We start from the raw sequence: 21347 nt of genomic DNA, 5'->3' as shown, positions 1-21347 counted from the left end.
CTCGGGCATGGTCAGGGGCTGGGCCGCGGCCCCAAGCCGACCTCGGCCAGGATGAAATCGGCAATGGAAGGCGTGTCGTTCAAGTCAAAAACCGGACGGTCCAGATCCAGCGGCGTGTCGCTGGCCACCGCGCGGACCGTCGGATCGTCAACGGCAATCAGCGGGTTTCCGGGCTGGGCGCGAAAGGCCTCGACCTTGGGGTGGCGCGCGCGCTTGTACCCTTCGACCAACACCAGATCGACCGGGGACAGACGCGCCAGAAGGTCGGTCAACGGCGGCTCGGGCGCGCCGCGCAGCTCTTGCATCACGGCGATGCGGCGGCTGGACGCCAGCAGAACCTCGGACGCCCCTGCGGTTCGGTGGCGGTGGCTGTCGGTGCCCGGTTGGTCCACGTCAACCGCGTGGTGGGCGTGTTTGACGGTCGAGACACTGAACCCGCGCCAGGTGATCTCGGCCACCAGCCGTTCGACCAACCCGGTCTTGCCCGTATTTTTCCAGCCGGTAACGCCGTAGACCTTCATGCCTGCTCCAACAGTTTCTGCGCCCGGATCAGATCTTCGGGCGTGTTGACGTTGAAGAACGGATCGAACGGGTCGGCCGGAAACAGCGCCTCGCGCCCTCCATGGCGGTCGGTCCACAGAACCACCTTGCGCAACCCGTCCGTCAAGGCCGCGCGCAGATCGTCGCGCAGCGCCACGGGCCACAGGCCAAAGGTCGGGTGCCGATTGACCCGGCGGCCACCGCCCGATTTCAGCGCCTCTTCACCGGTGCGCGGCGTGGTGGCCAGAACCAGCGGATGAGCCTGCCCCTGCGCCGCCTGCAGCAGCCGATCGACCAGATCGCGCGGGAAGAACGGCGTGTCGGCAGCAGCGGTGACGATGCAATCAGCACCCTGCCCCGCCGCCCAATCCAACCCGGCCAGAACGCCCGCCAACGGCCCGGCGTAACCCGCAATAGTGTCCGGCAGGACCGGCAGGCCAAGATCGGCAAACCGCGCCGGATCGCCGTTGGCGTTCAGCGCCAGCCCGGCCACCTGCGGCGCCAGCCGGTCGATCACATGCGCCAACAGGCTTTGCCCGCCCAGGTGCAGCAACCCCTTGTCGCCGCCGCCCATCCGCGTGGCCAGACCTCCGGCCAGTATGACGCCCAGTGGTTTGGTCATGTGGTCAATCCTTTCGGCTTGGGCCAGTTCGGTGTTCGTACAAAAAGGACGACAACAAACAAAGCCAGAAGACCAACCAACCAGAAAGACCAAGTGCCAGCGATCAAACATACCGAGAGGAATATGCCCGCGCTGTTAAGCCGGTATCGCCGCGCTGCGGTCAGGCTCGGCCTATCCAGCCCTTTCAACGCGGGAAGTCCCCAAAACAAGACACGCAGACGCGTGGACTTCCGCCGCGACGAGCTACACAGAGTACGCGAAGCTGCTATCAAATCGGCCAAAGCGCCCCATTCGAGCTGATCCAGTACGTCGTCGGGATAGGTCGCCAGCGCCATATCCATCGCCAGCTCATCCGCATGTTGGAACTTTATGGAATAGAGGGTTGCGACGCACAAAACCGGGAGGACCAGCAACTCTTCAAGCCTTGCGAGCATTTCAATCATCCCGCACTTTTCCTTCGGTGCTTCCGGTCCTCGACCGGCACGGTGGCCGGGTCCACGTCGCGCAGCAGCCGGTCCTCGCCAGACAGGCAGACGAAACGTTGGCCGCGCATCCGGCCGATCAGGGTCAGGCCGACCTCGCGCGCGATTTCGACGCCCCACGCGGTGAAGCCCGACCGCGAGGCCAGAACCGGGATGCCCATCATCGCCGTCTTGATCACCATTTCCGAGGTCAGCCGCCCGGTGGTGTACAGGATCTTGTCGCCGGCCGTCTCGCCTTCGGACAGCATCCAGCCGGCGATCTTGTCCACCGCGTTGTGGCGGCCCACGTCCTCCATATAGACCAGCGGGCGGCTCTGATGGCACAGAACCGTGCCGTGGATCGCCCCGGCCTGCAGGTACAGCGACGGCGTGCGGTTGATCTTGGCCGCCAGATCATACAGCCACGAGGTGCGCACCTGAACCTGTGGCAGGCGCACGCCCTCCAGCCCCTCCATCATGTCGCCGAACACCGTGCCCACCGCGCAGCCGCTGGTGCGGGTCTTTTTCTTCAGCTTGTCCTCGTACGAGGTTTCGCGGGCGGTGCGCACCACCACGGTTTCCAGATCGTCATCGTAATCGACTCGTGTGATCTCGTCATCAGGGCGCAACATGCCCTGGTTGCGCAAAAAGCCCAGAGCCAGATATTCAGGGTAGTCGCCGATGGTCATCGCCGTCACGATCTCTTGCGAATTGAGGAAGATCGTCAGCGGGCGTTCTTCGACAACCGAGATGCGACTGATCGCGCCGTTCTGGTCCACCCCCTCGACCGCGCGGGTCAACCGCGCCGCGCCGGGATCGGGGGCGATGATGTATTCCGACAGATCGACTTCGGTGGCCAATTGCAACCCTCTCTCTGACCCGCTACTGCTGCGCAGACCACCATAGGATCTAGCCATGGCAACCTCCACATCCAAGTCATACTATTGGCGGGGTTTTCGCGACGGGACTCCGTTCATCTTCGTGGCGGTGCCCTTCGGCACCCTGTTCGGCGTCTTCGCGACCGAGGCGGGCCTGAGCATTCTGCAGACCATGGTGTTCACCGCAGCCGTCTTTGCGGGGGCCGCGCAGTTTGCATCGCTTCAACTGCTGCAGGACGGCACACCCACGGCCATCATTCTGGTTTCGGCACTGGCCGTGAACCTGCGGATGGCCATGTATTCGGCGTCGTTGACGCCTTATCTGGGCGCGGCGCCCCTGTGGCAACGGGCCTTTGCCGCCTATCTTACGGTCGACCAATCCTATGCCTGCTCGATCGTCCAGTTCGAAAAGGAACCGGACATGTCGGTTCCGCAGCGTATGACCTATTTCATGGGGTCGGTTTCGCCTCTGGTGCCCATGTGGGTACTGGCCACCTTTATTGGGGCCTACCTGGGAACGCAGATCCCGGATAGCTGGGCACTGGACTTCGCGCTGCCAATCACCTTTCTGGCCATGATCGGCCCGATGATGCGCACTCCGGCCCATGTGGTCGCGGCTCTGGTCGCCATCCTCGTGTCGCTGCTATGCGTGACAATCCCCTACAATCTTGGCCTGCTGATCGCGGGCTGCGCGGGCATGATGGCCGGTGCGCAGGCCGAAGTGATGCTGGAACGCAGAAAGGTAGCGTCATGACCACCCCCGATCAGACAACGGTCTGGACGATCATCGTCGGGCTGGCGATCGGAAGCTATGCCCTGCGCTTCGTGTTCATCGGCTTTGTCGGAGACCGCCCGTTGCCGCCATGGTTGCTGCGGCATCTGCGCTATACGGCGGTGGCCATCCTGCCGGCCCTGATTGCCCCTCTGGTCATGTGGCCCACGGCCACCGAGGGCCAGCCGGACCTACCGCGCATGGCCTCGGCCGTGGTTGCCCTGAGCGTCGGGTTGATCACCAAGAACGTGCTGGCCGCCATCTTTGCCGGGGCCGGCACGCTGTATGGTCTGCTGTACCTAGTTGGTTGAAGCCGCTTCCAGCTGGTTGAGCGCGGCGTTGTTGGCCGCCAGCCCCGCCTGCAGATCGGCGCTGTCGTTTTCACGATATTCGGTCGTGACGACCCCCGGAATCTGCCCGAACTGATCGGACAACTTGACCGGGTAGAAGGTGGTCTGGATCTGCTCGAACCCGGGAACCTGCTGCAGCAGCCGAGCAGTCGAGTTGGCGCAGTAGGCGCCCGGAACCGGTCCGGACTGCTTGGCCAGCTGATAGGCGATCTCGGCCTGCTGGGGGGTCACCTGGATGGTCTGGATGCGCGCATAATGCGTTTCGCGTGCGTGCGAGCTGCGATAGGCACGCTCGACCGCCGGGGTGATGCCATACAGCACGTCATCCTTGATCGGCACCACGTCGGCGCGGAACGACCCGGCGGGGTCGAAAATTACCCGCTCACCGGCGCTGATCATCAGCGAGGTATGCGCGCCAGACCCCGTACGCGTGTTGATCATCGTGTACAGGGTCAGCGTTGAGGGGCCCGGGTCACGGTAGGATCGCGCAACGATCTCGGACTGGTCGGCCTGAGGGCGCTGCGACGTGGCACAGCCTGCGACGGTTACTGCCAGCAGGCAGGCAATCAAGATGCGAAACATGACCCGTCAGTCCGGCTTATGCCCCAAAGATCGCAAGAAACAGGGCAATGAAGCAGATCACCACGACGCTGTAGGTGGTGAATTTGATGAACCCGTTGAAGGTTTTGGTCTGGACGGTGATGTCCATCTCGCCGTGCTTGTGTTCAGCCATTTCGAAAGATTCCCAATTCGCGTGTTTGCCGGTTTGGATAAATCATATTTTCCGGCCTGTCACGACGTCAATCGCGCGCAGGTGCCCGAGTTCAGTCGGCCGCAGCCTCATCGGTGGCAAAAACCGAGCAGCCGGGATACCCGAAGCCCCACCGCCACGGCAGGCCGGTGCAGGGACCACCTCCGAATCGGACGGCCATGAACATCGCCTCGGCGGTGATCGACATGGCCGACGTCACCTGCTCGGGCGTCATATCGTATTGCGTGGCATAGTCCTGCGCATGCACGGCCCCGAATTCCTTGACGCAGGCGCGCAGGGCGCGGTCAGCCTCCAGCCGGGCGTCGAAACTGGCGTCGGCGGACGTGGCGCCCCCGGCGGTGTGATACGCGCGATCATGAGTCACGCAGCAGGATTCCCACGGCGGATGGCTTTCGTAAACCGCGCGAAATCTGGGAAAGGTCTCTGCCACCAGCCGCCAGCTGGACGACATGCCGCCCGAGCAGCCATCGGTTTCAAACGCGCTCAATGGTTGCCCAACCGATTGCGCGATCAAAGCCCGATGCGCGGGCATCTCGACGCCGCGCATCAGATCCTGCGCCGAACCCGACCCGGCAAGGCAGGCAAGCAAAAGACCGAAGCTAGGGGCTTGCATCGCGCATCGCCTCGGTATCGACCGACAGGCCGAAGGTCGTGGCCAACCACAGCAGCAGCCGCTCGCCCGGCTCCATCTCGGCGCGGACACGTAGCACTTCACGCGCCATTGCGGGGCGGTCGGTGATCAGACCGTCGACACCCATCGAGGCCATCGACGACATCTGCAGCGGGTCATTCACCGTCCAGACATAGATATCCTTGCCCGCGTCATGGACCGAGCGGATCAACCCGGGCGTGACCAGCCCGGCATTCACCGCGACGAAATCGCCCTCCAGCCCGGTCAGATCGCCCACCGCCGTGGCAGCCAGAACGCCGGCGCGCCAGTCCGGGCGCAACGCTTTCATCTTCTGCACCGCCGGGTATTTGAGCGACATCGTGGCGATGTCCTGCTCCATCCCAAACTCTTCGACGATGGCGGCCACGCGGTTTTCCAGATCCACGTCATGACCATAGTATTTAAGTTCGATAATGACCTTGGATTTGCCCTTCGCGGCCTCCAGAACCTCGCGCAGGGTCGGGGTACGCTGATCGGCATATTCGGGGTCGAACCAGCTGCCGATGTCGATCTGCGCCACATCCTCCATCGTGGCATCCCAGACCTTCATATTGACCCCGCCCAGCTTCATGAAGTCGCTGTCATGGGCCACGATCACCTCGCCGTCGGCGCTTTCCTGAACGTCGATCTCGACCCAGTCGGCACCGTCCTCAATGGCTTTCAACACCGCAGCCATCGTGTTTTCCGGCCGCAGCGCCGCAGCGCCCCGGTGGCCGATTACGTCAGCATGATCGGGTGCCGAAATCTGGTCCAGCACGTCCTGGCTGAACCAGATCCCGGCCAACAGGGCCACAACGGCCGCGGCGACGGTCACCAGAACCGGGGCGCGCAGGTTTCCGGCCTCGGGGTGAGGAAGCTCTGCCGCCCGGGGCTCAAAAAATGCATCCAGCAGAACCGCCAGCGCGCCCGACGCCACCGCCGCCAGCACCAATCCGGCCAGAGACCACAGCCCGGCCACCAGCAGGCTGAGCGTCAGGGCAACCCGCAGGTTCGTGCCCTGTTCGAGAGGTACAAGGTGGAACAACAGGCTGGCCACGGCAGCAATCAGCGCAGCAATCGCCAGACGTACGACCAGCCACAGCGCCAGGTCGATCTTCAACCGGCCGCGTTTGCCTTCCATTCGCCGGGCGCTTTCGGCAAAGGTGTCCGAGGGCGCAATCTCCTCGAACAGCACCAGATGCAGGGCCAGAGCCCAGGCCGACAGGCGGCGGATCAGCACCCAGGCCAAGGCCAGCACCACGAACCCGATCAGCGCGACGGCCACCTGGAACGCGGGCGGATGGAAGGTCAGATAGTAGTTGATGTCGTATTCGGTCAGCGTCCACCACGCGATCAGGCCCGCGACCGCCACGAAAGGCACCGCCAGGACAAGAACCCGCAAAATGAAGCGCACCGCGAAGGAAAACAGCGTCGGCATGCGCGATAGGATCAACCGCAGCGCCGACCCGCCGGCCCGCCACGGGTCGCCCTCGCCCATCCTGAGCGATCCGGCCATGACCGAAAAGACGAACACCTCGGCCAACAGGAACAGGCCCAGAATGACCACCGCCGCCACGAAGCCAACCGGCGACAGGATGAACATGGCGATGTCCTGATCGGTCAGCGCAGTTTGATCGGACAGCATCACCGCCAGGTTCACGGTGAAGGCCACGCCGGGGGCGATCAGCGCGATGAGCAGCAGACGCACCGCCAGATAGATGGGAACAAAGGTCCGGCGTCGGACCCAGGCCCCGCGATAGGCATCTGTTACGGTTGAGAAATGTGACACGCCGGCCCCCTTTGAATGCTGAATTCATTCAAGGCCGCGCAGATGTGAATTGCAAGCGTGACGCTCAGCTTTCCTCAAGCTTGGCGGCCAGGCGAAAGCCGATCCGGTTGGCGGGCTTGTCCTCGACCGTTTTGGGCAGGGCGCGCAACATGACGTTCAGCTGGCTGACATGCTGCACCAGCTGGGTGCGTGCGCCCGAACCGTCCGAGCCGTAGAAGGTGATCACGTCGGGGTCAAAATATCCCATCCCCTCGATCCGCATCACCCCGGCGTCACCGCCGGTAAAGCCCATGGCGACCTCGTGATCGGCATCGAGGGTCTGCTCGAAGTTCTGGATGTACAGGATCAGCCGCTCATACGCCCATTGGGCGGGGCTTTTGCTGTCGACCGGCTGGCGCAGGGGTTCGGGCAGATCCTTGGTGCCCGACGTGCTGTCCGGGTCAGCATGAACCTCATAGCACCGGGGCAGAGCCGCCGCTTCGGCGGCCTCGGCCGAGGTTTCGATCTTGTCCTGCATCGTTTCAACCTTTGCGCTGATACACCCATGCGCCGTCCTCACGGCGCGCCCGGGTCACGGCTCCAGTGTGATAAAGATGGTTCAGATGCGCAACCGCCTCGACCAGCGCAAGCCCGTATTCGCCGTCGCGGATGGGGCGTTTGAACAGGGTCACGAAACAATCCGACGCCGCCTTGGGCGCGTCCAGATCGTCCAGCAGGCGTGCAAGAGCGCTGTGATGGTTCTCGATCAGTTGTTTCATGCGGATCGGCAGACCGACGAAGGGCAGCTTGTGCCCCGGCAGCACCACCTGATCAGGCCGCGCCAACGCTTGCAGGCGCTCGCAGGCCTCCAGCCAGTCGGACACCGGGTCGGCCATCGGCTCGGTGGCATAGACGCCCAGGTTCGGGCTGATCGAGCTGAGGATCTGGTCGCCCGAGATCACCAGGTTGTCGTCGCGGCTCCAGAACGTGGCGTGTTCGGGGGCATGGCCATTGCCCATATGCACGTCCCAGTCCCGCCCGCCCATGCGGATCACGTCGCCCTGCTTGATGCGGACAAAGCCCAGAGGCATCGGATAGACCGTGTCGGCAAAATTGAAGGGCCGCTCGGACATGCGCTTGGCCAGGATCTCGGGGGCCATGCCGGCGCTGCGGTAGAACTCCAGCGTCTCTTCCGGCCAGCTCTCCTGCACGTCCAGCGTCAGCATTCGCGCAAACAGCCATGCGGTGCGGCTCGAGACCAGATCGGCGCCGTGCTCCGACTGGAACCACCCGGCATTTCCGACGTGGTCGGGGTGGTGATGCGTAACCACCACCCGGGTCACCGGCTTGCCCGCAAGCGGCCCGGCCATCAGGTCGGACCACAGGCCGCGCGTCTTTTTCGATGAAATCCCGGTGTCGATCACCGTCCAGCCATCGCCGTCATCCAGCGCGTAGACATTGACGTGGTCCAGCGCCATCGGCAGCGGCAGGCGCATCCAAAGCACGCCCTCGGCGATCTCGGTGGCTTGTCCGGGCGCGGGCGGCTCGGGCCAGGGATGGCGAAACGCCGGAGGCCGCGCGCCGTCCATCACGCGGCCAGTTCGTCGGCGCTGAGCGCGAACAGGTCTTTGGCCCCGATCTGCGCCTGATCCAGCAGGCCCGCGTATTCCGGCAGGCGCGCGGTGATGTAGTACCGCGCCAGCTTGGCGCGCGGACCATCCGGATCGGCCAAAGCGGCGATCAGGTGGTAATGCGCACCCAGCACGCGGGCAAAGGCGTTCAGATAGGCCACGGCCCCGGCAAAGCGATTGTTCATGTCCTCTTGCGCCACCAGCCACTCGGTCGCCTCGCGCAGGGATTCAGTCGCCTCCCATACCGGGCCGGCCAGCTCGGGCACGGTGGCGCGGGCGCGCTCGGCATGATCTTCGATCTCGTCCAGCAGGCGGGCGGCGGCTTCGCCCCCGTCCATCATCTTGCGGCCGACAAGGTCCATGGCCTGAATGCCGTTGGTCCCCTCGTAGATCGCGGTGACGCGAACATCGCGGTAATACTGCGCGGCGCCGGTTTCCTCGACATACCCCATGCCGCCATGCACCTGCAGGCCGGTCTCGGCCACGCGCATGCCGGTCTGGGTGCCGAAAGCCTTGCAGATCGGGGTCAGCAGGGCCGCCCGCGCGGCCCAGTCGGCGTTGTCGGTGGCCTTGGCCATGTCGATGGCCGCGGCATTGGCCAGCATGATCGCACGGGCGGCGAACAGGTCGGCCCGCATGTCCATCAGCATCCGGCGCACATCGGCATGATCGATGATCGTGCCCGAAGGCGTCTTGCCCTGCTTGCGTTCCAGAGCATAGGCCAACGCGTGCTGATAGGAGCCCTCGGCCGCGCCCACGCCCTGCCCGCCGACGCCGAGGCGCGCGTTGTTCATCATCGTGAACATGGCGGCCATGCCCTTGTGTTCCTGGCCCACCAGCCAGCCCTTGGCGCCGTCATACTGCATCACGCAGGTGGGCGAGCCATGCAGTCCCATCTTGTGTTCCAACGACACCACCTTCAGGTCATTCGCCACGCCCGGATTACCGTTTTCATCGGGGATGAACTTGGGCACCAGGAACAGGGAAATCCCCTTGGTCCCCGGCGCGCCATCGGGGAGACGGGCCAGAACCAGGTGGCAGACATTCTCGCAGAAATCATTGTCGCCCCACGAGATGTAGATCTTCTGCCCGGTGATCGCATAGGTACCATCGCCGTTGGGTTCGGCCTTGGACGTCAGCGCGCCGACGTCAGACCCGGCCTGCGGTTCGGTCAGGTTCATCGTGCCCGACCATTCGCCCGACATCAGTTTGGGCAGGTACAGCGCCTTGAGCTCTTCGCTGGCGTGGTGTTCCAGCGCCTCGATCTGACCCTGGCTCATCAACGGGGCCAGCTGCAGCGACAGACAGGCGGCGCTCATCATCTCGTTGACGGCGGTGGTCACGGTCATGGGCAGGCCCATGCCGCCGTATTCGGGGTCACCGCTCATGCCGATCCAGCCACCCTCGGCGATCGCCTTCCAGCCATCGGCATAGCCGGGCGAGGTCCGCAAAACCCCGTTTTCCAGTCGCGCCGGCTCAAGATCGCCGGGGCGCTGCAGGGGGGCCATTACCTCTTCGCACATCTTGCCGGCCTCGGTCAGGATGGCGCTGACCACGTCCGGGGTGGCCTCGGCGAATTTCTCGGTCGCGGCGACGTCCTTGAACCCCACCACCTTGTCCATCAGGAACTCGTAATCAGTGACAGGAGCGCGATATGGCATGGTTTCCCCCGGAAATCGTGTGTCGGTCGCAATGGCGGGCTTGGAATCCATGGCCCGCGCCGGTATTCATCTAACCTTGTTCGATTACCTATCCGTCCCCCTGTTGCAAGCAACCAAAACGCCGCGTCACCACCCATGATCCCCAACAGCACGCAATATCTGGATGCTGATCCCGCCGGGATTGCAGCCGCGGCCGACCTGCTGCGTCAGGGACTGCTGGTCGCCTTCCCGACCGAAACCGTCTACGGGCTGGGCGGCGACGCCCGCAACGGCGAGGCAGTCGCCGCGATCTACGCCGCCAAGGGACGACCCAGTTTCAACCCGCTTATCGCGCATGTCGCCTCGGTCGAGGCCGCCAAACGCTATGTCGAGTGGTCGGACAATGCCGAACAACTGGCGGCTGCGTTCTGGCCCGGTCCGCTGACGCTGGTGCTGCCGCTGCGCGCGGGGCATGGCGTGTCCTCACTGGTGACGGCGGGGCTGGAGACGCTGGCCGTGCGGGTCCCGGCACACCCAACCGCGCGCGCATTGCTGAGCGCAGTTGACGGACCCGTCGCTGCCCCATCGGCAAACCCCTCCGGTCGGATCAGCCCGACCACTGCGGCGCATGTGCGCGCAGGTCTGGACGGTCGGATCGCCGCCGTACTGGATGACGGACCCTGTTCTGTCGGGTTGGAATCGACCATCGTGGGCTTGGCCGGCACCCCCGCTTTGCTGCGGCCCGGCGGTGTGGCACTGGAACAGATCGAAACGGTTCTGGGCACGCGCCTGACCCGCCACAAGCCCGGAGATCTGCTGACCGCTCCGGGGCAGTTGCTGTCGCACTACGCGCCGGACGCACCGGTCCGGCTGAACGCCACCGAGCGGCGCGGGGACGAGTTGCTGCTGGGATTTGGCAGTGTCGATTGCGACCGCAACCTATCCGCCAGGGGCGACCTGATCGAGGCGGCGGCAAACCTGTTTGCGTATCTGCACGAACTGGACGGTACGGGGCGGCCAATTGCCGTCAGCCCGATCCCTTCCGAGGGCGTGGGGGCGGCCATCAACGACCGCCTGCGCCGGGCCGCGGCGCCACGCAATTCCTGATCAGGCCCGACCGGCGCTGGCCGACAGCGTCAGCGGATCGACACCCAGCGTGGCCAAGGCGGCCTCCCACTTTTCGTCGTCGGCAACGTCAAAGACCAGTTTCGATGTGGCATCGGTCGTCAACCAGCCATTGGCCGCGATCTCATCTTCCAGCTGTCCCGGCCCCCATCCCGAATAGCCCAGCATCAGCATCGAGTTCAGCGGCCCCTTGCCAGAGGCGATATCTTCGAGCACGTCCAGCGTCGCCGTCATGCTAAAATCGCCGGCCACGTGCAGCGAATGCAGATTTGCATCGTAGTCCGCGCTGTGCAGCACAAACCCCCGGGACAATTCGACCGGCCCACCAAAATGCACGAGGCGTTCTCCGACAACCGGGATGCGGCACGCGATGTTCAACTGTTCAAGCAGCGTCTTGATTCGCAAATCCGACGGTTTGTTCACGATCAGACCCATCGCGCCGTCATCGCCGTGGCTACACAGGTACACCACTGAATGATCAAAGCGCGGATCGCCCATGCCGGGCATCGCAATCAACAGTTTTCCAGTCAGATCCATCAAAAAAACTCGTGAGGCTTATTCCCTTACAATGACCTTGCGGAACCCGGATTGGCAAGGGATCACGCCGGAAATCCCGCGATTTCTGCCGGTGACCAGAACGTGACTTGGCAAACCTGCCCGCAAGTCGCATGTATGGATCATGAGATCGCTGTTCAAACCCGTTCTGACCGTTGTTTCGGCTTGCCTGGCCCTGTCCGCACCTGCGCAGGGGCAATCGATCGACTCGATCGTCAGGCTGGACGTGATCGATGGCGGCCAATCCGAGGATGGCACCTATCTCACCGCGATCCGGCTGGATCTGGAACCCGGATGGAAGACCTATTGGCGGGCCCCTGGTGACGCCGGCATACCGCCGGAATTCGACTGGCGCCGGTCCGGCAATGTCGGCGCGGTTGCGATCACCTGGCCCACCCCGCATGTCTTTGACCAGAACGGTCTGAAGTCCATCGGCTACGAAACCCAGCTGGTGCTGCCGGTTCGGATTACGCCCAAGGACGCATCCAAACCGGTCCGGTTGCGGGGCGAAGTCGACTTGGGGGTGTGCAAGGATGTCTGCATTCCCGCATCGTTGAAATTCGACCACGAACTGGATGCGGGCGCGGCAAGGAATCCAGCGATTGCGGCTGCGCTGGCGCAACGGCCCTTCTCTGCACGCGAGGCTGGCGTTACTGGCGCGGCCTGTCGCCTGAGCCCGACCGCGGACGGTTTGCAGGTTCAGGTCCAGATCGACATGCCCTCGGCCGGTGGTGCCGAACTTGCGGTGATCGAGCCGGGGAACCCGGGCCTGTGGGCGTCGCAGACTGAAACCAAGCGGCAAGGCAACAGGCTGACCGCTACGTCCGAGGTGATCAGCCCCGACGGTCAGCCCTTTGCGCTGGACCGGTCCGCCGTGCGGATCACGGTTCTGGGGACCAAACACGCGGTCGACATTCTGGGCTGCAGCGCGGGCTGACCGGATGCAGCGGGTTCCCCGGATCGGCGCACTGGCGGTTGTCGTAGATCAGGGCCATGTCCTGCTGGTGCAACGCAGCAAGGCCCCCGATGCCGGTCTCTGGGGATTTCCGGGCGGCCATGTGGAGTGGGGCGAAACCGTCTTGCAGGCCGCCGCGCGCGAGTTGATGGAGGAAACCGGTATCGAAGCAACCCCGCAGGCATATCTGGGCAACCTTGATCTGCTGGTCCGGGATTCGGCCGGACAGATCACCGCCCACTATTTGCTGGTCGGCGTGTCCTGCCGCTTCGGATCCGGCACTCCGATCGCAGCGGACGATGCGCAGGACGCGCGTTGGTTCCCAATCCGGCAGGTGCTGGACCGCGACCTTGCGATGAGCGCCCGGGTGCCCGACCTTCTGTCTCAGGCACTGGCCCGGGATGAAAGCCTGACATAAAGCGCCGCGGACACGATCAGGCTGACGGCCAGAATGGCAACCGCACCGGCCGCGAACGCTCCCAGCCCCATTCTCAGCAACGCCAGACCGTCCTCGCCGCCGTACAGCCCGGACAGCACACCCAGCGGCGCGCCGGCCAGAACCGGCCAGACCATGGTGACCAGCAGCCAGAGCATCATCGCCCCGCCCGTCCCCGCGGCCGCGACCCGAACCACCTTGTCTGGCGCCCGCAAGGCGCGGCGCATCGCCGTCATCGGGCGAGAAATATCACTCAGGATCGCCAGCAACGCGGGGACCAGGAGCAGCACCAGCACCATGCCGAACCCGAGCCCGTAGACCAGCGTGATCACCGTGGGTTTAAGGAATTGCGCCTGCTGCGACCCTTCGTACAGCAACGGGGCCAGCCCCATCACCGTCGTCAGCGTGGTCAGCATCACCGGCCGCAACCGGTCAGCAGTGCCTTCTATAATCGAAGGCACCAGCCCGCGATCCTGCTGATAGCCATCGATGGTCGTTATCAAAACGATCGAGTCATTGATGATGATCCCGGTCATGCCCAACAAGCCGACGACCGTGAACATGCTAAGGGGAACGCCCCAGATGTAATGCCCCCAGATGGTGCCGACCAGACCAAAGGGAATGATCGCCATCACCACCAGCGGCCTTGTCCAACTGGCGAAGATCCACGCCAGAACAAGGTAGATTCCGGTCAGACACAGGATCAGACCGGTACGCGCCTCGGTCAGGAACTCGTCCTCCTGTTCGCTCAGACCGGCCATGCGCCACTCGACCTGATACTCGGCGGCGATATCAGGCAGGATTTCCTCGCGCATGGCGCGGGTGATTTCCGCCGCCTGGGCCGGGTCATCCTCGGAAATGTCCCCGTTCACTGCGATCACCCGCAGGCCATTTTCCCGGCGCACCGTCGAGAACCCCGACTCGCGCTTGACCGAGACGATGTCAGCCAGCGGGACATAGACCCCGTCCGGTGAACGCATCAGCGTGTGTTCGAGGAAATCGGCGGTCAGCTCGCTTTCGGGCAGTTCGACCCGGATCTCGGCGCTGCGAGGACCGTCGGGGAATGTCGCCGCCTCGATCCCGTTCAGCCGGTGACGCAGAACCCGGCCCAATGTCTCGATGCGGAAGCCCAGCGCCTCGCCCTGTGCCGTCAGATCCAGAATGTACTCTTCCTTGTCATAGGCCAGATTGTCTTCCAGCGCTGAAACCTCGGGGTATTTCGACAGTTCCGCCTGCAGGGCCTCGGACGCGGATTTCAGGGTGTTCACGTCCGCGCCGAAAAGCTGCACGTCGATGGCATCACCACCCGGACCCGAGCGCCAGCCGCGGAACGTCAGCAATTCGACCTTGGGATGGCGCGGCACGAATTCCTGCAGCTCGCCCACGAATTCAAAGCTGGTATAAGGTCGCAGGTCGGCATCGATCAGCTCGATAGAGATACCGCCCAGCAAATCGCCATCCTTGCCATCGGCGGCGGACAGACCATAACCGGCGCTCCCCCCGATCTCGGCCAGAACATAGTCGATCGGGTTGCGACCGTGGCGTTCTTCGTAGATCCGACCCAGCTCTTCCGTGGCGCGCTGCAGAATGTGCATCATTTCGATCGTGTCGGCGCGGGTAGCGCCTTCGGCCATGATGAAATTGCCGGTGACCGAGCCTCGCTCGGGCGCGTTGAAAAACCGCCAATTGACGTCGCCCTTGATGAACAGCGCTATCTGACTGGCCAGAATGGCGATCATCAAGGCCACGACCACGTATCGCGCCCAGATTGCCCACGCCACCAAAGGTCGGAAAAGAGTGTCGCGCACCCAGCGAAAACCCCGGTTCACAACCCGGTTGGGCCAGTCATACCAATGTTCCTTGGCCGAATGTGCGATAGCATGCGCCATGTGGTTCGGCAGGATCAGAAAACACTCGATCAACGATGCGATCAGTACAGCGATCACCGTAAAGGGAATGTCCCGGATCAGCTCTCCGAACCGTCCGCCAATGGCGGTCAGACCGAAAAAGGCGATCACGGTCGTGACCGTGGCCGCAAAAACCGGCATCGCCATGCGCCGGGCGGCGCGCTCGGCGGCAACGACCGGTGGCTCGCCCAGACGGCGGGCCCGGAAATCGGCGTGTTCCCCCACCACGATCGCATCATCCACTACGATACCCAGCGTGATGATAAGGCCGAACAACGAGACCATGTTGATTGACAGCCCGCCGATATACATGAAGGCGATGGCCGCCGACATCGCAACCGGGATACCGGCCGCGACCCAGAATGCGATGCGCGCATTCAAGAACAGGAACAGAAGGCACACCACCAAGCCCAGCCCGACCAGCCCGTTGTCGATCAGAATGTCCAACCGGTCGGTAATGGCCTGCGCCCGGGTACGGATCAGCTCGACCGAGATACCATCCGGCAGGCTCGCCTGCATCTCGGCCACCACATCCTCGACCGTGTGCTGAATGTCGATCGCATCACCCAGGTTCGACCGGTCCACCCGGACGGACATGGCCGGATTTTCGCCCACGAAATAGCTGCGATTGCGGGTAACGCCCTCGACCCGGATCTGCGCGACATCGCCGACCACCAGCTTGGACCCGTCCGGATAGGTGCGCAAAGCGATGCGCTCGATCTCTTCCGGGGTGCGCTTTTCGACACCGGTGCGGATCCGGGCGTTTGCGCCGGTCACGTCCCCGGCCGGATTGGCCGTGACCTCGGCCGCAACCGCCGAGGCGATCTCGGACAGGGTGATGTCGTTGGCGATCAACTGCGCGGAGGGAACCTCGACCACGATGCGTGGGGCCGCAAGGCCGCGGATCGTGGTCCGCGTCACACCGGCAGCGAACAGCCGATTGATCAACTCATCTGTGAATTTGGCCAGCTGCCCGGTCTCGATCGGGCCGGTGAGGACAACATCCGTTACCCGGTCTCGCCAAGCGGCACGCCGGATGGACGGTTCTTCGGCATCCTCCGGCAGGTTGGTCACGCTGTCGACCGCGGTGCGCACTTCTTCGACGGCGCGGCTCATGTCCCAGTTGGGTTCAAATTCCAGCGCGATGCGGGCCGATCCTTCACGGGAGGTCGACTCGGTGCTGGCAACGCCTTCGACCGCCAGCAATGCAGGTTCAAGGATCTGGACAATCCCGTTGTCCACATCCTCGGGCCCCGCACCATCCCATTCGACGTTGACATTGACCCGTTCCAGGATCACGTCCGGAAAGAACTGCGCCCGCATGTTCGGCGCCGAAGCCGCGCCAAGGACCAGCATGACCACCAGCAGAAGGTTGGCAATGGTCCGGTGACGCGTGAAATAGCTGAGGATGCCGCTGGCCGCGCCCGGGATCTCGCGCATCATGGCGCCTATCCCCCGGCCCGGTTTTCAAGCCGCCGCAACAGAGACGACGGCACCTTCGCCTCGCTCAACTGAGCAAGAACACGGGTCTTGGCGTCCTGGGACATGCGGTCGCTGGCCTCGACCTGCGCCACCAACCGCGCGCGGTGCTCGTCCGTCAGCTCGACCATGTCCGGCTCGACCGCGGCGCTGTCTTCGATGCGAACCGGGCGCACGCGGACCCCCGACCCCAGCAGCGGGGTCCGACCGACCACGACTTCGCGCCCTTCCAGCCCGGCGCCGCGCAGCAGAACTTCGTCCCCTTGCCGGCGCACCAGCTCGACCGGGAGCGTTTCCAGCCGGTCGTCGTCGCCCAGCACCAGCACGGTGCCTTGCGCATCCAGAACCGAAGACGGGAGACGCACGACATTATCCAGCGGCTGTTCCTCGACCGAAACGGTCACGAAATCGCCGGGCTTGAACCCCGGCGCGGCATCAAGCCGGGCATAGATCAACCGGCCGGTCTGGCCCTCGCCGGCCGACCCGCTGTCGCGGCTGATCCGACCGGTGGCGCTCAGGTCCGTGCCCGTCACCTCAAGCGAGATGGTCACCGGTGCCGGGATCAGCTTGCCCTGATCGTCCAGCAACCGCACGTATTGCGCGGTCGAAACGCGGAACGCGACCTCCAGCGCAAACGGGTCGACCAGTTCGGCCAGCTTTTCATTGGCCGTGACCAGGCGCCCTTCAACCAGCGTGACACCAGTCAGCGTCCCGTCGAACCGGGCGCGGATGGTCATGTCCTCCAGATCGCGTTCGGCCGATTCCAAAGCGATACGTGCCCGCGCCAGCAACGTTGTCGCCTGATCGACGCGGGACTCGGCCTGCGCCAAAGCGATACGGCGCGACAACACGGTTTGCCGGGCCGAGGCCGCGGCCAATTCGGCCTCTTCAACGCTGGCGGTCGCGCCCACACCACGGTCCAGCAAATCCTTCTGGCGCTGCAGGGCCCGTTCCCGCAGATCCGATTGGGATTCGGCGGCCTTCAACTCATCCTGCGCCAAAAGCAGAGCGCGTTCAGCATCGCGTTCCTCGAACTGGGCATCCAGCAGGTCCGACCGCGCACGGTCCAGCGCCGCCTGCGCATCGGCCGGGTCCAGCTCGACCAGAACTTCGCCTGTGCGCACAACCCCACCATCCTCGAAATTTTCCGCCAGCCCGATGACACGGCCACCCAGCGCCGCCCGCAATTCCAGACGCCTGCGGCTTTGAACTTCGCCGAATGCCTCCAGGTAGGGGGTGGCGGTTTGTGGCTCGGCCTTCTGAACCGTGACGGCGAACACGCGTTCGCGCGCCTGCGGGGGTTTGTTGTCGCGGGTCATGACCTCTTGCACTGCGCCGGTGATCATCTGCGCCGCGACAATCAACAGCGCAAGCATCAGGGATGCCAGAAAGACACCGATGAGGCTCTGCCGCAGAAATCGCATAGATCTTTCACTCCGGTTGCAACGGGACGCCGTCTATAAATAGGTAGCCGGGCCGGAAAAAATACCAACCCACAAGGCGGTTATGAGCCGTTAAACGTACGACCAGTCTACTTCCGTCGCAGATGTTCGTCCAATCTGGGCATGATTTCCACGAAATTGCAGGGCCGGTGGCGATAATCCAGCTGTTTTTCCAAAATGCCGTCCCAGGCATCCTTGCAGGCCCCCGGGCTGCCCGGCAGCGCAAACAGATAGGTTCCGCCAGCGACGCCACCTGTGGCCCGCGACTGTACTGCCGAGGTTCCGATCTTCTCCATCGAAATCAGGGTGAAGACGGTGCCAAAAGCCTCGATTTCCTTTTCGTAGACATCGCGATGCGCCTCGACGGTGACATCACGCCCGGTCAAGCCGGTACCGCCGGTCGAGATCACCACGTCAATCGCGGGGTCGGCGACCCACGCCCGCAACTGCTCGGCGATCTGGGCACGCTCGTCCTGAATGATCTTGCGGTCGGCCACGGTGTGCCCCGCACGCTCGATCCGGTCGACCAATGTTTGGCCCGAACGATCTTCGGCCAGTGACCGCGTGTCCGATACGGTCAGAACAGCGATGCGGATGGGGATGAATTCCATGGTTTCATCAATTCGGGACATATCGTGTCAGGCTCTTTCCATGATGGCCAGCCGGGCCGCCAGCGCGACGAACACGCCGCCACTGACCCAGCCGAGAATTCGCGACGCCCGCGGGCTTGAAATCAGCGCTCGCCCGGCGCCGCCGGCAAATGACCCCACCAGGGCATTCACGACGAACCCGCCCAGAGCGATGATCGCGCCCAGCAGCAGAAACTGGGCCAGAACCGATCCGTTGGCCGGCGAGACGAATTGCGGGATGAAGGCCAGAACAAACAGAATGATCTTGGGATTCGTCATGTTGACCAGCATCCCCTCGCGAAAGGCATGGCCCGACGGCTTCATTGGAGCGTCAGTCCGGACCGCACCGTTCCGGATGGTGCCCCAGGCCAGATACAGCAGGTAGGCCACACCCAGCCAGCGAATGACGTCGAACAGCCAAGGCATAGCCGCGACCGCCGCGCCAAGTCCCAGCCCAGCCAGCAGAACATGAACCATCAGACCCGTCGAAACGCCGGCGCTGGCCACGATGGCGGATCGAGCACCGGACCGCAGTCCAAGCCCGAAACAGAACATCATGTCAGCCCCCGGCGTCATGTTCAGCGCGATGGCGGCTGGGATGAAGGTCAACAGAGTTGCGTATTCGATCATGGATCGACCTCGAACCAATTCACTTTGGGCCCCAGATTTGCGATCCGGGTGCGACCGATCTCGCCGCGATAGCCCCAGCTGTCGTGGATATGACCGCACAGAGCAAAGTCTGGTTGAACCCGTTCCACCGCGTCGCGCACCGCAGTCGATCCTATCGATTGCCCCTGCGAGGTCCGATCGCCTTTGCCCTTGGGCGGGGCATGCGTGATCAGGATGTCCGCCGACGCGCAGCGATTGAGCAGCTCTGCGGCCTCGGCTTCGGTCAGGTCGCAGGACCAGTCACCAAATGGCGTGACCGGTACGCCATAGCCAAGTCCGAACAGGCGCAGCCCGTCCACGGTCATGCCTGTTCCGTGCAGCACATGCACGCCGTCCGGCACGGCCGCCGCCAGTTCCTCCGCGCTTTCGGCGTTGCCGGGAACCAGAACCATCGGCGCGGATATGCCGGAAAGCATATCCATCGCCTCGTCCAGCCCCTGACGCATGTTGCAGTAATCACCCGCGCCGATCACGAGGTCAGCTTCGACGCTGGCTGCCACCAGTTCAGCAGCCCGATTGCGAGCCATGTGCAGGTCGGAAAAAGCCAGAACCTTCATCCCTTGCTCTCCAGATATACGCGCAGATCCAATAGATCGGCCCAGGCCTGGCGCTTGGCATGGGGCTGGCGCAGCAGATAGGCGGGGTGCAGCATAGGCAGAACCGGCAGATTCAGCGCCTGATCCCACTGCCCGCGCAGACGTGTGATGCCGCGCTTGTTCAGAACCGCCTGGCAGCTGATGTTGCCCATTACCACCAGGACCTTTGGCTTGGACAGGGCCACGTGCCGTTCCAAAAACGGCTGCATCATCGCGATCTCGTCCGGCCGCGGGTCCCTGTTCTGCGGCGGACGCCACGGCAGAACATTGGTGATGTAGACGTTCTGGGCGCGGTCCAAGTCTATCGCGGCCAGCATCCGATCCAGAAGCTGCCCGGCGCGGCCGACGAACGGCTTGCCCACGCGGTCCTCATCACGGCCCGGAGCCTCGCCGACGATCATGACAGGCGCGCCGGCGGTGCCATCGGCAAAGACCAGGTGCCGCGCGCCGCGCTTCAGGTCGCAATGAGCGAACGCCTCCATCGCCGCGCGCAGCTGATCCAGAGACGATGCGGCCGCGGCCGCCTTTTTCGCCTCGGCCACCGGGTCCAGCGCAACCGGCTTCTGCGGCGCGGCTTGAGGCGCGGCAGGTTTCCGCGCCTTGGGCGCCGTGTCCGGCAGGGCATAGCGATCGACCGGGGTGTCGACGATCGCGTCGGCTACACCCAGCTCAACCTGCCATTCCAGCAGGGCACGCGCGGTGTAGGGGTCAAGGGCCGATTCCATGCCCATCAATCTACTCAGCTTTGCGGGAAGGGAAAGCAAATTGGCCTTGCCTTGGCGCATTGCCGGGCCGACGATGGTCCCCGTCATGACGCGAACCCTGGGCCTTCTGCTGATCACTCTGTTCGCCCTGCTGCCCGGCGGGTCGGAGGCACAGTCGTTTCTCAACAATCAAGGACAATGCCGTGGGGGCCAGTTTCAGTGCGGTCTGAAATGCTGCTCGGTCGGCCAACGCTGCAGCTATGACGGGTTCTGCATTCAGGCCGGGGGCACCTATTGCGGCGGCGGGAGGTCCTGCGGGCCGTTCGAGAAATGCGTGGCCGGAGGCACCAGATGCGCGCCCGCGGGCGCGAACAAATGCGCCTCGCGGCTGGATTGCCCCAGCGGGTCCTTCTGCAACGCGCGCGGCGAATGCGAGCGCAGTTCGCCCGACTTCGACCCCTCTCCACAACCGGCAACGCCCTGCGACGACGGGCGGACCTGCGCACCCGGTTCGACCTGCCTGCCGGGCGGCGGCTGCACGCGCCCGGGCTGGTACCTGTGCGAAGAGACCGGATCGCAGTGCCGCACCGGGTTCAAATGCTCGGCCAATCAGGGCTGCGTGCCCAGAAAGGCCGTCGATTGCGGATACGGCAAGTGGTGCAGACCCGGCGAGCATTGCCTGCCCGAAGGCGGATGCGAGAAACTGCCCGATGAGAACTGACTCCAGTTGCCCCGAGGCGCTGCGCTTTCTATAAGCGGCGCGACTG

At 64.1% G+C, this 21347-nt stretch carries 24 protein-coding genes; 6 read left to right on the top strand and 18 right to left on the bottom strand.

Annotated features, from left to right (window positions below; genetic code table 11):
• Nucleotides 1–11 precede the first annotated feature (11 nt).
• From mobB to ACR0FC_RS16740, 4 genes are read right to left on the bottom strand one after another with little or no spacing between them, the layout of a single operon-like run.
• Entirely contained in the window at nucleotides 12–521 is a 510-nt protein-coding gene (gene mobB, locus ACR0FC_RS16755; protein WP_170342265.1) for a molybdopterin-guanine dinucleotide biosynthesis protein B, read from the bottom strand.
• On the bottom strand, nucleotides 518–1162 hold the full coding sequence (mobA, locus tag ACR0FC_RS16750; RefSeq protein ID WP_170342266.1) for a molybdenum cofactor guanylyltransferase MobA: 645 nt from the start codon (nucleotides 1160–1162) through the stop codon (nucleotides 518–520). The genes mobB and mobA overlap by 4 nt, the downstream gene beginning before the upstream one ends.
• Nucleotides 1159–1605, bottom strand: a complete 447-nt coding sequence (locus tag ACR0FC_RS16745; protein WP_170342267.1) for a hypothetical protein — start codon at nucleotides 1603–1605, stop codon at nucleotides 1159–1161. Before ACR0FC_RS16745 ends, mobA begins: the two co-directional genes overlap by 4 nt.
• Nucleotides 1602–2540, bottom strand: coding sequence for a formate dehydrogenase accessory sulfurtransferase FdhD (locus ACR0FC_RS16740; RefSeq protein WP_254437840.1), 939 nt, complete (start codon nucleotides 2538–2540; stop codon nucleotides 1602–1604). Before ACR0FC_RS16740 ends, ACR0FC_RS16745 begins: the two co-directional genes overlap by 4 nt.
• Between ACR0FC_RS16740 and ACR0FC_RS16735 the strand changes: the two genes are divergently transcribed.
• Nucleotides 2539–3255 carry an AzlC family ABC transporter permease gene (locus tag ACR0FC_RS16735; protein WP_170342268.1) on the top strand — a complete coding sequence of 239 codons (717 nt, stop codon included), beginning with the start codon at nucleotides 2539–2541 and terminating at the stop codon, nucleotides 3253–3255. The two genes, ACR0FC_RS16740 and ACR0FC_RS16735, sit on opposite strands and share 2 nt — an antisense overlap.
• Nucleotides 3252–3584, top strand: coding sequence for an AzlD domain-containing protein (locus tag ACR0FC_RS16730; RefSeq protein ID WP_170342269.1), 333 nt, complete (start codon nucleotides 3252–3254; stop codon nucleotides 3582–3584). Before ACR0FC_RS16735 ends, ACR0FC_RS16730 begins: the two co-directional genes overlap by 4 nt.
• Here ACR0FC_RS16730 and ACR0FC_RS16725 read toward each other — a convergent pair.
• The 7 genes from ACR0FC_RS16725 to ACR0FC_RS16695 form a co-directional block, all read right to left on the bottom strand.
• Nucleotides 3573–4205 carry a hypothetical protein gene (locus ACR0FC_RS16725; protein ID WP_170342271.1) on the bottom strand — a complete coding sequence of 211 codons (633 nt, stop codon included), beginning with the start codon at nucleotides 4203–4205 and terminating at the stop codon, nucleotides 3573–3575. The genes ACR0FC_RS16730 and ACR0FC_RS16725 overlap by 12 nt on opposite strands.
• Nucleotides 4206–4221: 16 nt before the next feature.
• Nucleotides 4222–4356, bottom strand: coding sequence for an aa3-type cytochrome c oxidase subunit IV (locus ACR0FC_RS16720; protein ID WP_093963530.1), 135 nt, complete (start codon nucleotides 4354–4356; stop codon nucleotides 4222–4224).
• Between the two features lie 91 nt (nucleotides 4357–4447).
• Nucleotides 4448–5008, bottom strand: coding sequence for a hypothetical protein (locus tag ACR0FC_RS16715; RefSeq protein ID WP_170342272.1), 561 nt, complete (start codon nucleotides 5006–5008; stop codon nucleotides 4448–4450).
• Nucleotides 4995–6833, bottom strand: a complete 1839-nt coding sequence (locus tag ACR0FC_RS16710) for a glycerophosphodiester phosphodiesterase (protein ID WP_170342274.1) — start codon at nucleotides 6831–6833, stop codon at nucleotides 4995–4997. The genes ACR0FC_RS16715 and ACR0FC_RS16710 overlap by 14 nt, the downstream gene beginning before the upstream one ends.
• 64 nt (nucleotides 6834–6897) lie before the next feature.
• Nucleotides 6898–7350: a DUF6173 family protein gene (locus ACR0FC_RS16705; RefSeq protein ID WP_170342276.1), complete on the bottom strand. Its 453-nt coding sequence runs from the start codon at nucleotides 7348–7350 to the stop codon at nucleotides 6898–6900.
• 4 nt (nucleotides 7351–7354) lie between these two features.
• A complete protein-coding gene (locus ACR0FC_RS16700) occupies nucleotides 7355–8401 on the bottom strand; it encodes an MBL fold metallo-hydrolase (RefSeq protein ID WP_170342278.1) in 1047 nt (348 codons plus the stop codon).
• Nucleotides 8401–10104, bottom strand: a complete 1704-nt coding sequence (locus tag ACR0FC_RS16695) for an acyl-CoA dehydrogenase (RefSeq protein ID WP_170342280.1) — start codon at nucleotides 10102–10104, stop codon at nucleotides 8401–8403. Before ACR0FC_RS16695 ends, ACR0FC_RS16700 begins: the two co-directional genes overlap by 1 nt.
• Nucleotides 10105–10239: 135 nt before the next feature.
• Between ACR0FC_RS16695 and ACR0FC_RS16690 the strand changes: the two genes are divergently transcribed.
• Entirely contained in the window at nucleotides 10240–11190 is a 951-nt protein-coding gene (locus ACR0FC_RS16690; RefSeq protein WP_170342282.1) for an L-threonylcarbamoyladenylate synthase, read from the top strand.
• Here the strand turns inward: ACR0FC_RS16690 and ACR0FC_RS16685 are convergent, their stop codons facing one another.
• Complete coding sequence (locus ACR0FC_RS16685) at nucleotides 11191–11745, bottom strand: YqgE/AlgH family protein (RefSeq protein WP_093963536.1); 555 nt, start codon at nucleotides 11743–11745, stop codon at nucleotides 11191–11193.
• A gap of 142 nt (nucleotides 11746–11887) precedes the next feature.
• On the opposite strand from ACR0FC_RS16685, the gene ACR0FC_RS16680 reads away from it, so the two are divergent.
• Together ACR0FC_RS16680 and ACR0FC_RS16675 are read left to right on the top strand one after the other, a co-directional pair.
• Complete coding sequence (locus ACR0FC_RS16680; protein WP_170342284.1) at nucleotides 11888–12700, top strand: protein-disulfide reductase DsbD domain-containing protein; 813 nt, start codon at nucleotides 11888–11890, stop codon at nucleotides 12698–12700.
• A 4-nt stretch (nucleotides 12701–12704) separates the two neighbouring features.
• Nucleotides 12705–13136 carry an NUDIX hydrolase gene (locus ACR0FC_RS16675; RefSeq protein ID WP_170342285.1) on the top strand — a complete coding sequence of 144 codons (432 nt, stop codon included), beginning with the start codon at nucleotides 12705–12707 and terminating at the stop codon, nucleotides 13134–13136.
• Here ACR0FC_RS16675 and ACR0FC_RS16670 read toward each other — a convergent pair.
• The 6 genes from ACR0FC_RS16670 to ACR0FC_RS16645 form a co-directional block, all read right to left on the bottom strand.
• Nucleotides 13103–16504: an efflux RND transporter permease subunit gene (locus tag ACR0FC_RS16670; protein WP_170342287.1), complete on the bottom strand. Its 3402-nt coding sequence runs from the start codon at nucleotides 16502–16504 to the stop codon at nucleotides 13103–13105. The genes ACR0FC_RS16675 and ACR0FC_RS16670 overlap by 34 nt on opposite strands.
• A 5-nt stretch (nucleotides 16505–16509) precedes the next feature.
• On the bottom strand, nucleotides 16510–17964 hold the full coding sequence (locus ACR0FC_RS16665; protein ID WP_170342289.1) for an efflux RND transporter periplasmic adaptor subunit: 1455 nt from the start codon (nucleotides 17962–17964) through the stop codon (nucleotides 16510–16512).
• Between the two features lie 107 nt (nucleotides 17965–18071).
• Nucleotides 18072–18614, bottom strand: a complete 543-nt coding sequence (gene moaB / locus ACR0FC_RS16660) for a molybdenum cofactor biosynthesis protein B (protein WP_170342290.1) — start codon at nucleotides 18612–18614, stop codon at nucleotides 18072–18074.
• Nucleotides 18615–18620: 6 nt separating this feature from the next.
• Nucleotides 18621–19241 (bottom strand): LysE family translocator, encoded by a 621-nt coding sequence (locus ACR0FC_RS16655; protein ID WP_170342292.1) that lies wholly within the window; start codon nucleotides 19239–19241, stop codon nucleotides 18621–18623.
• On the bottom strand, nucleotides 19238–19837 hold the full coding sequence (locus ACR0FC_RS16650; protein ID WP_170342294.1) for a metallophosphoesterase family protein: 600 nt from the start codon (nucleotides 19835–19837) through the stop codon (nucleotides 19238–19240). The genes ACR0FC_RS16655 and ACR0FC_RS16650 overlap by 4 nt, the downstream gene beginning before the upstream one ends.
• Nucleotides 19834–20601, bottom strand: a complete 768-nt coding sequence (locus tag ACR0FC_RS16645) for a uracil-DNA glycosylase (protein WP_170342296.1) — start codon at nucleotides 20599–20601, stop codon at nucleotides 19834–19836. Before ACR0FC_RS16645 ends, ACR0FC_RS16650 begins: the two co-directional genes overlap by 4 nt.
• Here ACR0FC_RS16645 and ACR0FC_RS16640 point away from each other — a divergent pair.
• A complete protein-coding gene (locus ACR0FC_RS16640) occupies nucleotides 20600–21301 on the top strand; it encodes a scavenger receptor class F, member 2 (protein ID WP_254432980.1) in 702 nt (233 codons plus the stop codon). The genes ACR0FC_RS16645 and ACR0FC_RS16640 overlap by 2 nt on opposite strands.
• The last annotated feature ends 46 nt before the right edge of the window (nucleotides 21302–21347 follow it).

This window comes from Ruegeria sp. BB9 (genome assembly GCF_056539345.1).
The sequence above is the reverse complement of the archived record's forward strand: the minus strand, read 5'-3'. Positions and strand labels throughout refer to the sequence as shown.

Coding starts and splice junctions, on each gene's coding strand:
- ACR0FC_RS16690 (WP_170342282.1), top strand. CDS start 10,240: ATGATCCCCAACAGCACGCAATATCTGGATGCTGATCCCGCCGGGATT.
- ACR0FC_RS16640 (WP_254432980.1), top strand. CDS start 20,600: ATGCCCATCAATCTACTCAGCTTTGCGGGAAGGGAAAGCAAATTGGCC.
- ACR0FC_RS16645 (WP_170342296.1), bottom strand. CDS start 20,601: ATGGAATCGGCCCTTGACCCCTACACCGCGCGTGCCCTGCTGGAATGG.
- ACR0FC_RS16650 (WP_170342294.1), bottom strand. CDS start 19,837: ATGAAGGTTCTGGCTTTTTCCGACCTGCACATGGCTCGCAATCGGGCT.
- ACR0FC_RS16655 (WP_170342292.1), bottom strand. CDS start 19,241: ATGATCGAATACGCAACTCTGTTGACCTTCATCCCAGCCGCCATCGCG.
- ACR0FC_RS16715 (WP_170342272.1), bottom strand. CDS start 5,008: ATGCAAGCCCCTAGCTTCGGTCTTTTGCTTGCCTGCCTTGCCGGGTCG.
- ACR0FC_RS16735 (WP_170342268.1), top strand. CDS start 2,539: ATGGCAACCTCCACATCCAAGTCATACTATTGGCGGGGTTTTCGCGAC.
- ACR0FC_RS16705 (WP_170342276.1), bottom strand. CDS start 7,350: ATGCAGGACAAGATCGAAACCTCGGCCGAGGCCGCCGAAGCGGCGGCT.
- ACR0FC_RS16700 (WP_170342278.1), bottom strand. CDS start 8,401: ATGGACGGCGCGCGGCCTCCGGCGTTTCGCCATCCCTGGCCCGAGCCG.
- ACR0FC_RS16685 (WP_093963536.1), bottom strand. CDS start 11,745: ATGGATCTGACTGGAAAACTGTTGATTGCGATGCCCGGCATGGGCGAT.
- ACR0FC_RS16730 (WP_170342269.1), top strand. CDS start 3,252: ATGACCACCCCCGATCAGACAACGGTCTGGACGATCATCGTCGGGCTG.
- ACR0FC_RS16675 (WP_170342285.1), top strand. CDS start 12,705: ATGCAGCGGGTTCCCCGGATCGGCGCACTGGCGGTTGTCGTAGATCAG.
- ACR0FC_RS16695 (WP_170342280.1), bottom strand. CDS start 10,104: ATGCCATATCGCGCTCCTGTCACTGATTACGAGTTCCTGATGGACAAG.
- ACR0FC_RS16725 (WP_170342271.1), bottom strand. CDS start 4,205: ATGTTTCGCATCTTGATTGCCTGCCTGCTGGCAGTAACCGTCGCAGGC.
- moaB (WP_170342290.1), bottom strand. CDS start 18,614: ATGTCCCGAATTGATGAAACCATGGAATTCATCCCCATCCGCATCGCT.
- ACR0FC_RS16745 (WP_170342267.1), bottom strand. CDS start 1,605: ATGATTGAAATGCTCGCAAGGCTTGAAGAGTTGCTGGTCCTCCCGGTT.
- ACR0FC_RS16740 (WP_254437840.1), bottom strand. CDS start 2,540: ATGGCTAGATCCTATGGTGGTCTGCGCAGCAGTAGCGGGTCAGAGAGA.
- mobA (WP_170342266.1), bottom strand. CDS start 1,162: ATGACCAAACCACTGGGCGTCATACTGGCCGGAGGTCTGGCCACGCGG.
- ACR0FC_RS16670 (WP_170342287.1), bottom strand. CDS start 16,504: ATGATGCGCGAGATCCCGGGCGCGGCCAGCGGCATCCTCAGCTATTTC.
- ACR0FC_RS16680 (WP_170342284.1), top strand. CDS start 11,888: ATGAGATCGCTGTTCAAACCCGTTCTGACCGTTGTTTCGGCTTGCCTG.
- ACR0FC_RS16665 (WP_170342289.1), bottom strand. CDS start 17,964: ATGCGATTTCTGCGGCAGAGCCTCATCGGTGTCTTTCTGGCATCCCTG.
- mobB (WP_170342265.1), bottom strand. CDS start 521: ATGAAGGTCTACGGCGTTACCGGCTGGAAAAATACGGGCAAGACCGGG.
- ACR0FC_RS16720 (WP_093963530.1), bottom strand. CDS start 4,356: ATGGCTGAACACAAGCACGGCGAGATGGACATCACCGTCCAGACCAAA.